Annotated in this window: 12 protein-coding genes; 11 read left to right on the top strand and 1 reads right to left on the bottom strand. The window is 28.1% G+C overall.

Annotation, left to right across the window (positions count from 1 at the left end; genetic code table 11):
- The first annotated feature begins 342 nt into the window (after nucleotides 1-342).
- On the top strand, nucleotides 343-831 hold the full coding sequence (locus KQI18_RS01350) for a hypothetical protein (RefSeq protein WP_216465695.1): 489 nt from the start codon (nucleotides 343-345) through the stop codon (nucleotides 829-831).
- A 381-nt stretch (nucleotides 832-1,212) separates the two neighbouring features.
- Here the strand turns inward: KQI18_RS01350 and KQI18_RS01345 are convergent, their stop codons facing one another.
- Nucleotides 1,213-1,743 (bottom strand): peroxiredoxin, encoded by a 531-nt coding sequence (locus KQI18_RS01345; RefSeq protein ID WP_216465694.1) that lies wholly within the window; start codon nucleotides 1,741-1,743, stop codon nucleotides 1,213-1,215.
- 200 nt (nucleotides 1,744-1,943) lie between these two features.
- Between KQI18_RS01345 and KQI18_RS01340 the strand changes: the two genes are divergently transcribed.
- The 10 genes from KQI18_RS01340 (at nucleotide 1,944) to KQI18_RS01295 (ending at nucleotide 13,279) form a co-directional block, all read left to right on the top strand.
- A complete protein-coding gene (locus KQI18_RS01340; protein ID WP_216466256.1) occupies nucleotides 1,944-2,219 on the top strand; it encodes a hypothetical protein in 276 nt (91 codons plus the stop codon).
- Nucleotides 2,220-2,377: 158 nt separating this feature from the next.
- Nucleotides 2,378-3,766: a UbiD family decarboxylase gene (locus KQI18_RS01335; RefSeq protein WP_216465693.1), complete on the top strand. Its 1,389-nt coding sequence runs from the start codon at nucleotides 2,378-2,380 to the stop codon at nucleotides 3,764-3,766.
- Nucleotides 3,767-3,844: 78 nt separating this feature from the next.
- Nucleotides 3,845-5,371, top strand: coding sequence for a VanW family protein (locus KQI18_RS01330; protein ID WP_216465692.1), 1,527 nt, complete (start codon nucleotides 3,845-3,847; stop codon nucleotides 5,369-5,371).
- Nucleotides 5,372-5,403: 32 nt separating this feature from the next.
- Nucleotides 5,404-5,997, top strand: a complete 594-nt coding sequence (locus tag KQI18_RS01325) for a GAF domain-containing protein (protein ID WP_216465691.1) — start codon at nucleotides 5,404-5,406, stop codon at nucleotides 5,995-5,997.
- A 209-nt stretch (nucleotides 5,998-6,206) separates the two neighbouring features.
- Nucleotides 6,207-7,595: an aldehyde dehydrogenase gene (locus tag KQI18_RS01320; protein WP_236887588.1), complete on the top strand. Its 1,389-nt coding sequence runs from the start codon at nucleotides 6,207-6,209 to the stop codon at nucleotides 7,593-7,595.
- A 109-nt stretch (nucleotides 7,596-7,704) separates the two neighbouring features.
- The gene (locus KQI18_RS01315) at nucleotides 7,705-9,117 is read left to right on the top strand and encodes a tetratricopeptide repeat protein (RefSeq protein WP_330654342.1); all 1,413 of its coding nucleotides are present in this window, start codon (nucleotides 7,705-7,707) and stop codon (nucleotides 9,115-9,117) included.
- A gap of 459 nt (nucleotides 9,118-9,576) precedes the next feature.
- Nucleotides 9,577-10,443, top strand: a complete 867-nt coding sequence (locus KQI18_RS01310; RefSeq protein WP_216465690.1) for a YitT family protein — start codon at nucleotides 9,577-9,579, stop codon at nucleotides 10,441-10,443.
- Nucleotides 10,444-10,658: 215 nt separating this feature from the next.
- Nucleotides 10,659-11,471: an MORN repeat-containing protein gene (locus KQI18_RS01305; protein WP_216465689.1), complete on the top strand. Its 813-nt coding sequence runs from the start codon at nucleotides 10,659-10,661 to the stop codon at nucleotides 11,469-11,471.
- Nucleotides 11,472-11,502: 31 nt separating this feature from the next.
- Entirely contained in the window at nucleotides 11,503-12,504 is a 1,002-nt protein-coding gene (locus tag KQI18_RS01300) for a CAP-associated domain-containing protein (RefSeq protein ID WP_216465688.1), read from the top strand.
- Between the two features lie 28 nt (nucleotides 12,505-12,532).
- Complete coding sequence (locus KQI18_RS01295; protein WP_236887587.1) at nucleotides 12,533-13,279, top strand: polysaccharide deacetylase family protein; 747 nt, start codon at nucleotides 12,533-12,535, stop codon at nucleotides 13,277-13,279.
- The last annotated feature ends 21 nt before the right edge of the window (nucleotides 13,280-13,300 follow it).

Genomic DNA, 13,300 nt, shown 5'->3' with positions numbered 1-13,300 from the left:
AGTGTCCTGCTGTTTAAAGAGGCGATTATATGAATATATTCGAAGAAAAAGGAATCATGGCAATGTGGTTTACATAGAATGTAATTAAGTTTATAAGTAATAACCCTTAGTAATATATAAATAATAATTGTTTTGTGATTAAGAAGAAAATTATTGTGTATATATAAGAGGGTAGGTGATCACTCTATATTTTTATTAAATGTATTTACAAAAACTAATTAGCATGCTAGAAACTTGTAAATTAAAATTCTATTATACGACAAGGAGTATGAAATGAAAAAATTTAGTAAATTAGGTATAAGTCTTTTAGTATCCGCTATTATCTTCTCTGGAGGAACAGTTTTGGCATTTCAATCTTCAATAGATTGGAATTCGATTATAGCTAATACTGAAAGCAGAGTGAATGATCTAGCTGGTCGTTTAAAGCGAAGTAAAACCGATAATGTTACGCTAGAGAATAAAGCAAATGAATTACTAAAAAATAAAGAGCAATTGATATCTGAAAAGACAACGTTAGAATCTCAAAAACAACAATTAGAAAATGAATTGAACTCATTGAAACAGGGGAATCAGTCATCAGAACAAGAGATTAAAAGTTTAAGGCAGCAATTGTCTGATAAACAAAATGAGATAAATCAGAAAATTAATGAGATAAATGAGAAGGTAAAAGAGATCAATGAAAAGGCTAATGAAGTAAGCAAAGCAAATGCCGAGAGGGATCAGTACAAATCAGAATCAGAAAAAGCTAAATCTGAATTAAATAGTATTAAGGCTAGATTACAGCAAATGGAAGAGAATACTAAAAATGTTTATGAAGATGCTATTAAATAGTGTTTTTAACTTAATCTAAAATAAAGAAATGTACAGCGGATTTATACATATTAAATTCATCTAGTAAAATATTGATTATTGCTTATATATTACCATTTCAATTGAAAAATAAAATATAATGATATTCTTAGATGTTTTTAATTATGTCTTAGTTAGATGAAGTGAAAAAAAGAGCCATGTAAATTGATACATTGGCTCTTTTTCATTTATAAATGGTTATATCTATTAAGAGAATACAAGATATTGTTATCTCAACTTTATTTAATACTCCCTTTATTTCCTGTATAAACTCATCTTTAATATTCTTATACTTAATTTGTAACCAATTTATTTAGCAATAGTATCCACCTACACTAAAATAATGAGTGAGTATTATTGTACTCACGTCATACCTGGTAACCAATTTGCAGGAGTAAGGACTTCGTTTTTATCTGTAGTTTGTAGAGAATCTACGATTCTAAGAATCTCTGGAATATTTCTTCCTGTTGTGACAGGATAGTAAAGTATGGTTCTTAGAACTTGGTCACAGTCAATTATAAATACAGATCTAACAGAGTATGTTTCTGTAGGTTTAGAGATCATACCATAAGTTCTAGAAATTCTAAGATCCCTATCTTCAACAATTGGAAACGGAATTTCTACACCCGTAATCATAAAAATATTGTACATCCATGCTAAGTGCGCATTGTTACTATCATTATTAATAGCAAGCAACTCAGTATTTCTTTCTGTAAATTCTTTGTGGTACTTTGTGAACTCTAAAAACTCTGTTGTACAAACTGGTGAAAAATCGCCTGGATGAGAAAATAGTACAACCCATTTTCCTTTAAAGTCGGATAGCCTAATAGGGCCGTCAGTAGAATTAGCCGTGAAGTCAGGTGCTTTGGACCCTAGATTTGGCAGATTTGGCATGTAAATCCCCCCTTATATATATCGTCTACCTTATTGTATTAATGAAAATTTATTAATGTTACCGTATATTAATTTAGAAGTTTGGGAATATATACTTTTTTTTAGATAATTTGGAATAAGAATTGCTATTTTACAACATTTTTGGTATAGTTATGTATAACGATAAATGTCAGAATTATGAAAAGCATGGGGGGATTAGGTTGAAAAAAATATCAAAAATATTTGTTATGTCAGCATTAATATGTTTTTCCGTGACTTTCGCTCTTATATTAATTAACTCAATAATGGGGGTACATATTAGCCTAGATTACTATTTCTTGGCTGCTTGCGTATTTACAATGTGTTTATCTTTAGGAACAGTTTTATGTAACTCAAGAAAAATCTTTGCAAAACACAAGAAGGTTGTTAGAAAAAGTAGACCAGCTGCATCACCTCAAAGAAGCACAGCGAGAGTGGCAAGAAGAAAAATATCATAATCTATGTATACACTTTAGTGTGGTGTGACATTATAAAGATAAAGTAAAAACACAATGTTAATGTGTTTTTATTTTTTTTCCAATATTATGTATGCTATAATAAAAAATAGGGATAATTTGAGTATAGAATAAATATTTGTAAGCGGAGAGGTTAAATAATGAACTTGAAAGAGTTATTTGAAAAGACTGTTGATTTTATTGAAACCCACAGTAAATCAATAGTTAGAATTTCAGTATCTATATTAGGACTTATAGTTTTACTCATCGTGTTACTACTTAATAATAATTCTGGTGTGAGAAATGAAGCTACTATATTAGTCGATAACATTGAAAAGAGACAGTATTCAATTGCACTAGAATATTACGACAATACGGAGAAAAAGTTTTCTAAATCTAAGATGAATAGATTTAATAAAGTTGTTTCGAAAAAGATAAACAAACTACTTATAACTAGTGGCGATAAATACATACAAGGACAGATATCTAAAGAACAGTTTATCAATATTGTAAACACGATGAATTCATTAGATAAAGTTGAAATTAGACTAGATGATATAATAGACCAAGCAAACCGAGTTAGCGATGTGTACGAGAAGGAAAAAGTTGATTATGAAGTGGCGATGTCGTACATAAATTCTGTTTCAATTTTAAATAATGTGGGTAAAGAAATTGATAAATACAAACAGAATATAGAGACTTTTCACGAGTCTAGAGAAGTGTACAAAAAAGGTGTAGAAAACCAAAAGACGTACAATTATGTAGAAGCGATTGAAGAATATGACAAAGTCTTAAAAGAAGATAAAAAGACTTATGATTTAGCTCAAAAAGCTAAGGACGTCTGTATTGATGAAATGTATGATTATTATATAAAAAAATCAAAAGAGGCTAATATATCAGGGGACTACGAAAGTGCTCTTGAAAATATAGAATATCTAAAGACGTATTATGCTGATGATTCAGAAGTACAAAAATTAGAAAAAGATTACCAAAAGAATTTATCATTGTATACCTTAACTAATGAGGATATATTAAATATAGTTTCAAAAGAAAGTAATATAGAGAAAAATAAGTTATCTATAACTTCTCTTCCTCAAATGATCAATGATAATAAATATTACTATGTAGAAGTATACGAGGGGAATTCACTGATCAACGAGGCCTTAATAAGTGCCGAAACTAAAAATCTCTATTCATATAAATATGGTAAGAAGGATTATAAAATTTCTTATGGAAAAGGATATTTTATGATCAATGATACAGGTGAGTTTAAGTTCAGTATTTCAGAAGGCGATGCAATCATGATGTTAAAAAATAGGTTAGATGCAAAGCAAAATGAATACAAAAAAGTAGAGATTGTAGATCAAAATAAAGCCAATAGATATATTGACAGCGATAAAACTATAGAAAGTATTTTAGGGGATAAACAGAATATTTACTACCTTGCTGTAGTTAACAAGGGATTCTTTAAGAAGAAAGAAGTATATGCAATTAATATTTATACAAAACAGATTCATTATGTGTCAAATGGTAAGCTAAGTAATTACTAATTAATAATTTCAAAGTTGTTAAATATATGTATTTTAAATATAGATATAAAATAATTTGGGGTAAGGAGATATTATGTAATGTTAGAAGGTAAGAAAAAAATAGCAGCAATAACGGCTGCTATCATAGGGGTTTTATTATTAGCTTTTGTAGTCGTTATGTCATTACAAATTAGTGGCGATAAAGTTGTTAAAAACACTTATATTGGGAATGTAGAAGTAGGTGGGTTAACTAAAGAACAAGCAAAACAAGAAATTAATAATAATTATAAATTTAAGGATATCAAATTGAAATTTGATGGGAAAGAATGGGACATTGAACCTAGTCAAGTCGATATACATTACGATTTAAATAAGACAGTTGAAAATGCATATAATTCAAATAGAAACGATGGATTTTTCAACAATCTAAAAAATACGATATCATACAATTTTGGGACTAAGAATAATGTATTAGCAGTAACAAACTACGATGAAGTAAAACTTAAACATGAAATGAATGTTATTTCTAAGGAAATTGACAGAAACGTTGAGAATGCAACTATAAAAATTGAAAATGAACAAGTAGTTGTTGTTCCAGAGAAGACTGGGAGAAAACTTGATATTCATAAGAGTATAAAAACACTTAAATTACAAGTGGGTAAAGGAAAGTTTGAGGATCAATTAACAGTAAATGAAGAAAAAGCAAAGGTTAAAAAAGAAGATTTAAAAGATATAAACGCTACGTTAGGTACTTATTCAACAAGATTCTCTACAAGTCAAGTTAATAGAAGCTTTAATATAGCTGTTGCATCAAAGAGTTTAAATAATGTAATGATAAAACCAGGTGAAGAATTCTCATTTAATAAAGCAACAGGCAAGAGAATTAAAGCAAATGGTTATAAAAGCGCTCCTGTTATAGAAAATGGTGAGATGCAACTTGATTATGGAGGAGGAGTTTGCCAAGTATCTTCTACACTTTATAATTCAGTACTTTTATCAGGACTTGAATTAGTTCATGTTAAAAACCATACTATACCTTCAAGTTATGTTATTAAAGGAAGAGATGCTACTGTAGCAGATAGTGGTATAGATTTTTTATTTAAAAACAATAATGAGCATCCAATTTTCTTAAAGAGCCATGTAGATGGAAATATACTTTATACTGCAATTTATGGAAACGAGGCAGATATTAAAAATATTGAAATAACAACAAGCGTTGATGGAGTTTCTTCTACTGGATATAAGAGAGTGGATGATCCAAGTATGCCTGAGGGGAAAGAAAAGATAGAAAAAAATGGAAGAAATGCATATTCAGTTTCTACATATAGAATATTCAAGGATAAAGATGGGAAAGTAATAAAGAAAGAAAAAGTTGCATCTTCTTACTATCCTAAAAAAGAAGGAGTTATCCTTGTAGGTACAGCAAAAGTTCCTGAAAAAGATGACAATGATACTAATAATGAAAATACTAATCAACCAAATTCACCAGCTGGAGGAGAATCAAGTTCAGGCGGATCAGGAAGTACAAGTGGATCAGGATCTGGAGGAGAAGCAAGTACAGGTGGATCAGAATCTGGAGGATCTGGTGGAGGAAGTACTCCAGAGACACCAGTTGAAGGACAATAGATATAAATTTTGCCACATTAGGAGGGATTACTTTGAATTTGAATAACATAACGAATTATATTCAGAGTATTTGTGAGAATATTTCTAATGTACTCGATGTAGATGTAACCCTAGTTACTAACGATTTAACTAGAATAGCAGGAACAGGAATATTCAAAGAGAAAATAGGAGAAACAATCTCTGAAAAGTCTGCGTACTCTATGGTCTTGCAGACAGGCGAATCGTACGTCATAGTCAAAGAGTTGGATGAAAAATGCAATAATTGTTCAAACAGAAAAAATTGTAAAGAACTAGCAGATATCTGCACACCTGTAATGCTTGAGGATCAAATACTTGGTATTTTGGGTGTAGCAGCATTTAGTGAAGAACAAAAAAATAATATACTTTCAAAAGATAAAGATCTCACTGAGTTTATAAAGAGCATGTCTGATTTGATTTCATTTAAATTGGATGAAATGTACGATCAAGAAATAAAAACTATGTCTGATGTGGAAAAAGAAGTTATAGAAAAAGCGATAAAGAAATACGGTACCAATACTGAAGCTATGAAACAAATAGCTGACGTTTTAAATATAGGTATTGCTACACTTTATAGGAAAGTTAAAAAGTATAATTTAAATAATTAATCTAACGACATGAGATTGCCCAATGGTTTTGGGCAATCTTTTATTTATTGATTTAATTTGTTACAACAACAGTAAATATATATATATGTAAAATGCTAAAAAATATCAATTAGTACTAATTTTAATGAAATATGCTTTAAAGAGTTAAAAAGTTGATTATACTATAATTATACGGAAATTAATATGAAATTTAAAGATAGAGGTGTAGTATGAGTTATATTGATAATATAGATAAGATTCTTCACAATCAAAAAAAATTTTTAAATACAGGGAAGACTAGAGATGCAGAGTTTATTTTGAGACAATTAAAAGCACTTAAAGGCACGATTATTAAGCATGAGGACCTAATACTTGAAGCATTGAAAAATGATCTAAATAAAAGCAAATTTGAAGCTTATGAAACTGAAGTAGGAATAATTATTTCTGAAATAAACTACGCAATTAATAATGTACGGAAGTGGAGAAGACCCATCAAAGTAAAAACACCTATTATTAATTTAGGATCAAAGGGCTTTATATACAATCAGCCTTACGGAAGCTGTCTGATAATATCTCCTTGGAACTATCCTTTCCAATTGGCTATATCACCACTTATAGGAAGTATAGCTGCAGGAAATTGCAATGTATTAAAACCTTCTGAATTATCTCAAAGCACTTCTGGAGTTATAAAATTTATATTAGAAGAGTGCTTTGAAAGAGGCTATATAGATGTAGTCGAAGGCGGTGTAGATGTGAATGGATATCTTCTTGATCAAGATTTTGATTATATTTTCTTTACGGGTAGCCCTAAGATTGGAAAGATAGTAGCAAGTAAAGCAAGCAACAATTTGACTCCTTTTACTTTGGAATTAGGTGGGAAAAGTCCATGTATAGTGGATAGATCAGCAGATATAGCTCTAAGTGCTAAAAAGATAATATGGGGCAAACTTATCAATGCTGGCCAGACCTGTATTGCCCCTGATTATATAGTTGCACATCATGATATAAAAGAACAACTTATAAAAGAAATGATTTTCTATATAGAAAAATTTTATACAAGTAATATTTTAAATTGTGATGATTATGTAAGTATTATAAATGAAAAGCACTTTCACCGATTAGTAGAATTAATTGATACATCTAAAGTTGTTTTTGGTGGTAAGTATAATAAAAAACAGCTTAAAATAGAGCCTACAATATTAGAAAATGTATTGTTAGAAGATAGAATTATGCAAGAAGAAATATTTGGACCATTGATACCTATAATAGAATATGGTAATTTTAATGACATAGTAAAAATTATAGAAGCTAACAAAAATCCATTGGCATTGTACATTTTTTCTAAAGAAAAAGATTTTATAGATAGATTAGTTGAGAATATTTCTTTTGGTGGTGGCTGTATTAACGATACAATAATGCATATTACAAATTATAATTTACCTTTTGGCGGAATTGGAAATAGTGGAATAGGATCATATCATGGTAAAAAGAGCTTTGACTCTTTTTCACACAAAAAGAGTATAATGAGATCAAATTCTTTTATTGATATTAAGTTTAAGTACCCACCATATACTGAAAGAGCATATAAACTCATAAAAAAGTTATTTAACCACTTTTAATAATATAAGAGAAGTATAATTATTTTTAAATAAGAAGAATTTTGATTTATTTAGATCAAATGTTATAATGAAATTCAAATATTTAAAGTTATACTAAAAGAGAAAGGTAGTGATTAACATTTTAGGTATAGATTTTATAGAAGATATAAAAAGCATGAAGGTAAAAGAATTAGATGTAAATTTGATTGAAAGAAATGATTTAACTTTTTTTAAAGTAAAAAACGAAGAAGAAGATAAAATATCAAAAATATTGTTAGAAAGTCTAATTACAGAAAACATTAAAAAAGAAACTCTTGATTCACTAGAATTTACAGCAAGTGATGATATAAAAGAGATAAGTGATGAAAAAATAATTAAATCTTATGAATTATACAATAATGCTTTAAGTTTAGCTGCTGTAAATTATATAACTGGTGCTGAAAAGCTTATAGATAAAGCTTATAATATTTACAAAAGAGATGTAGATATATTAAATCTAAGAGGGATAATAAAATTATTAAAATGTGACTTTTCACAGGCTTTTAATAGTTTTTATATAAGTTTTGCTAAGGATGACATGTTGTCAAAAAAATACATAGATATGTTTAAAACAGAAGATTTTGAAGTTTTCTTGGAGAGGTATAATCACGCAGTTAGATTTATAAATGAAGGTTTAAATTACGAAGCTATTGAGATATTAGAAAATATTATTGAAGAAGAGCCGGAATTTATAAATCCTTATGTTATGCTTTCACTTATTTTTAACAAAATAGAAAAGCAGTCTAAAAGCAATTTAGTTTTAGATAAACTTAAATTTGTGGATAGGGATAATGATGTAGTACAAAAAAGAAGTTTGGAATTAGAGGAAGAGGAAGAACAAAAAATAAATGCAGTATCAAAACATAAAAACGGAAGTAATGTAGAAAGCAAAAAGGTAGAGTCTTTTAAGTTGGTGATTGGAATATCAATTGTAGCAATACTTGCTATAGTATTTGTCTACAATAATAATAATAAAATAAATGATCTAAATAAAAAATTAAATAAAAAAGAACAGAAACTTAATATGCTAGAGGATAAAATAAATAAAAATAAAGACGATAATAACAATGATAAGTCAAAAAATGAGAAATCTGAAGAAAAAAAAGAAATTAAAAAACTAACAAATAAAGAAGAAAATGATTATTTTGAAAATGCTTTAAAACTTAGAAAAGTTGAAGACTATAAAGGTGCTATAAATTACTTTGAGAAAATAGTTGATAGGGGAAATAGGAAGAAGTACATATCAGAGTCTATGTATCAACTTGCTGTTCTAAACTCTAAAATAAAAAATAATGATGAAGCTATAAAATACTATAAAAAATATATAAATACATATTCAAAAGATGATACATACTATGATGATTCATATTATGAACTTGGTATGTTGTATTATGAAAATGGTGATTTAAAAAATGCGAAAAAGACTTTTTACAGTTTAAAAAGCGAAGTGCCAAACAGTATGTACAATAATTCGAAGGTAAAAGAAATACTTAAAGAAAGCTAAAATTATATGCTTATTTTATAAAAACAACATCTTGTTAATAAATTTTCATAAAAAAATAAAAAAAAATTTCCCTTTAAAAATGAAGGTATATATACCGTAAAATCATTTTATGCATAATATGAATTTTAAATTGCATTTTTATAGATTAAAAACCTGAAATATTACATAAGTTGGTGTCTAATAGTATGAATATAAAATGTTCATAGACAAAAACTATAAATACAAATAAATATATACGATTGCAAGAATAAAGGCCATATTATCAGAATTTGGCGGATATAAGTTATGCTGTTCAATAGTATAATTTATTTGTCAAATAACTAAAATTAGACTCTGGACATATAAAATAAAGAGAATATAATATACATGTAATAAAGAGATTGAGTATATTTTTAATTTCGTATAATTTACTATTAGAAACAAAAGTGATTGAGGATTAAATCCTGAAGGGAGAATAAAATGAGTGAGGTAAGAGACGTCCTACAAGAGCGTCAATGGTTAAGATTTCTTTTTATGATGTTGGGTATGGTAGTATCTGCGATAGGTATAAATGGTTTTCTAAGGCCTGCACACTTGCTAAGTGGTGGAGCTACTGGTATTTCTACATCACTAAATTATCTGACAAATATAAACGTAGGATTGTTAACATTTATAATAAATATACCAATTTTTATTTTGGGATTTATTTATCTAGAAAAAGAGTTTTGTATAATAAGTATGATAAATATGATTATATTTTCAGTACTACTTGGATTGACACAAGATATAAGTCAATATATACCTATAAATGATATTTTACTTCAAAGTGTTTATGGTGGTATTCTATCTGGGTTGGGTGTGGGTATGGTTCTTAGAACTAAATCTTCCCAAGGGGGTACAGATATTATAGCAGCTATTTTAAAGATAAAAAGAAATATTGAAATGAAAGATACAGGATTTGCAATAAATGCGGTTATTGTACTTGTGGGAAGCTTTTTGTTTGGGTTAGATTTAGCACTATACACATTAATAGGTTTATTTTTAAATGCCTATACAATGTCCTACATTAAAGATGCACTAAATTACCAAAAATCGGTAATGGTGATATCTAAAGAAAATGATCAAATAGCAGAGGAAATAATGAAGACATTAGTTAGGGGAGTTACCTTTTTAAAAGCAGAGGGTGCATATACTCACGAAAATAAAAAGATAATTTACACAGTAGTATCTTCGTGTGAAATTCCGAAAATAAAAAGAATTGCCCTTAAGTATGATAAAAAGGCATTTATATCTGTTAATGATGTAAATGAAGTTAAAGGAAGAGGATTTAAAGCAAAAGATTTATAAATAGATATACAAATATTTTATATAAAACATGATGGATTGTGCTCAAGTGATTTTATTCAAATTAGCACAATCTATTTTTGTTTAATTTAATTTTAAAATATATCAAAAATTTGACATTGAGTTATAATACTTTTGGTCAATATATATAGGAAATTTCTTATCATTGATATATAATTATACTAAGATTTACTTTACTGACATTGGGGGAATAATTAATGAATTTATCTAATGAACATATGGATACTTATAAAGAGTATCTTAAACATATACATAATGTAAATAAATTAGTCAAAAGTGTTGCAAATATGAAAAGGCATTCGATTAAAAAAGAACTCTTTGCTAATGAAGAAGAGATATTTGAGTTAGAAGGAAAAAAAGAATTAGAAGAAGAAAATAAATCAAAAAAAGTAAAAAATAAGATATATAAATTTTCTAATGGAGATTTATATATTGGAGAAGTTGAAGGACGAAATATGCATGGAAAAGGTTGCTATGAGTTTTTTCATGTAAAAGGAGAAGAAAACTACACTACATACTCCGGTGAATTTAAAGAAGGTAAAAAGTGTGGTTGTGGAGAATTTAAATTTGAAAATGGTAATGTATATACAGGGTCTTTTGATGAAGACACTATGAATGGTATAGGTCAAATTATTTATAATAGCAGTGATGTATATATTGGGAATTGGGATAATGGTAAAAAAAACGATTTTGGAATATATATCTGGAGTGATAACTATGTCTATGCTGGAGATTTTAAAGATGGAAAAATGGACGGTCAAGGTATTTGTTATAATGATTTAGGAGAAATAATTTATAATGGAGAATGGAAAAATAACTTAATCGATGGTCTAGGTGTTTACAATTGGGGAAATGGAAAAAGATATGAAGGTGAGTTTTTTCAGGGTAAAAAGCACGGAAAAGGGATATTCTATTTAAACGATGAGCTTGTGTATGATGGAACATGGAAATTTGACAAGCCATCTATATTCGATAAAAGTCTAGATGAAATTTTTTCTTTAAGATTGTAAACCAAGGTTGTGTTTTTGGAGGAGTGTTATATTGAAAAAGCTGATTACAGTATTTATAGTTATTATCTTGATTGCTTTTTATGATCAAGAATTAGTAGATCAATTAATAGATCTAGACAATAATGAAAGTGTAAAGCAAGAAAATAATATAGCCGAAAGTACTGAAAATAATGAAGGTATTCAAAAAAATGGAACAAGTATAGATAATTTTTATAATTTAAAAATTGGAGATAATGAAAGTACATTAATTAATAAAATAGGAGATCCTGCAAGAGTAGATAATAGCGAATACAGTTTTAATTGGTATGTTTACAATCAATACGGAAAAAAATTCTGTATGGTTGGTGTTGATAAAGAGAAAGTTGTTGCGTTATACAGTAATAGTATTAATTCAGATGAACTAAGAAATATAAAAATAAATGGAAATAGAAATTTAATAAAAGAAGTTTATACACCATTAAAACAAATTAGAAAAGGTAATATCAACTATGCTATAAATTCAAATGAACAATATGACATTCTTGAAGTTGATGATAAGTATATTACTGTATTCTATGATATCTATGAAAATAATACGATAACATCTTATTTAGTTGTTAACAAAGAAGCTGAAGACAAAATAGCATTATTTCCAAAAGAAAGCGAACAACTTAGAAAATCATATGAGCTTCAAGTCATTGATATGGTAAATAGTGTTAGACAACAGAGAAATTTAAATAAACTTAACTATAGTCAACAAGCTACTATTAGCACTAGGAAACACTGTGAAGATATGAAGATTAATAAATTTTTTGATCACGTAAATAAAAAAGGGAAAGGTCCCGGGGATAGAATGAAAGCTGAAGGAATTAAATTTACATTAGCAGGAGAAAATATTGCAGCTGGTCAATTTAATGCTATATATGCTCATGAAGCATGGATGAATTCAAAAGGACATAGAAAAAATATTTTGGGGGATTATAAATATATAGGAGTTGGAGTAGAATTTGGTGGAAGTTATAATATGTACTATGGCCAAAACTTCTATAGATAGCAAAATATTTTGAAGGGACTTTAAAATCATGAAAAAGTTTAGAATTTTTGTAAAGCCATTAAATCTTTCATTCCAGATTGTTGCCTTAACAACTTTAGTAATTTTATTTTCATTTAGCCTATTCGCTTGTAATAAAAATCAAGCTAATGAGACTTCTAAAATGGAAGAAGCAGACAATATAGTTATTAAGCACGGTTCAAGGGGAAAAAAAGTTGTAGCTCTTACATTTGATGATGGACCGCATCCTAAAGAGACAGATCAAGTACTTGATGTACTAAAAAAATATGATGTTAAAGGGACTTTTTTTATTGCGGGAAAACATGCTCAGTGGTACAAAGAACCTCTTATTAGGGCTAGTAAAGAAGGGCATGAGATCGGTAATCACACTTTTAATCATTACGACATAAGTACACTTAATAGCAGTCAATTAGAAGAAGAGATTATGAAGTGTGAAGAGGCAATAAAATCTGTTACAGGGAAGAAAACAAAATTATTCAGACCCCCTTTTGGAAGCTATAGAAAAAATAATTTAGTAGATATAGCTGAAAAAAATGGATATAAGATTGTTCTATGGACTGGATTTGATGCAAAAGATTGGAAGAATCCATCAGCAGAGAAAATAGCTGATACTATATACAAGAATGTAAAAAACGGAGATATAATTTTACTTCATGACTATGGTACAGATAACACTGTTGAGGCATTAAATATTTTAATACCAAAGATGAAAAAAGAAGGGTACAAATTTACTACTGTATCAGACCTTATTGATTAGATAATCGAAAGTAGCTATAGT

The sequence above is a fragment of the Metaclostridioides mangenotii genome (assembly GCF_018917235.1).
Classification (GTDB): Bacteria; Bacillota; Clostridia; order Peptostreptococcales; family Peptostreptococcaceae; genus Metaclostridioides.
Note: the sequence above shows the minus strand (reverse complement) of the source record. Positions and strands in the feature narration are given on the sequence as shown.

What these genes read in the sequence shown, in the direction of transcription:
- KQI18_RS01345 (WP_216465694.1), bottom strand. Translation starts at nt 1,743, where the DNA reads ATGCCAAATCTGCCAAATCTAGGGTCCAAAGCACCTGACTTCACGGCT.
- KQI18_RS01335 (WP_216465693.1), top strand. Translation starts at nt 2,378, where the DNA reads ATGAACTTGAAAGAGTTATTTGAAAAGACTGTTGATTTTATTGAAACC.
- KQI18_RS01330 (WP_216465692.1), top strand. Translation starts at nt 3,845, where the DNA reads ATGTTAGAAGGTAAGAAAAAAATAGCAGCAATAACGGCTGCTATCATA.
- KQI18_RS01320 (WP_236887588.1), top strand. Translation starts at nt 6,207, where the DNA reads ATGAGTTATATTGATAATATAGATAAGATTCTTCACAATCAAAAAAAA.
- KQI18_RS01310 (WP_216465690.1), top strand. Translation starts at nt 9,577, where the DNA reads ATGAGTGAGGTAAGAGACGTCCTACAAGAGCGTCAATGGTTAAGATTT.
- KQI18_RS01305 (WP_216465689.1), top strand. Translation starts at nt 10,659, where the DNA reads ATGAATTTATCTAATGAACATATGGATACTTATAAAGAGTATCTTAAA.
- KQI18_RS01295 (WP_236887587.1), top strand. Translation starts at nt 12,533, where the DNA reads ATGAAAAAGTTTAGAATTTTTGTAAAGCCATTAAATCTTTCATTCCAG.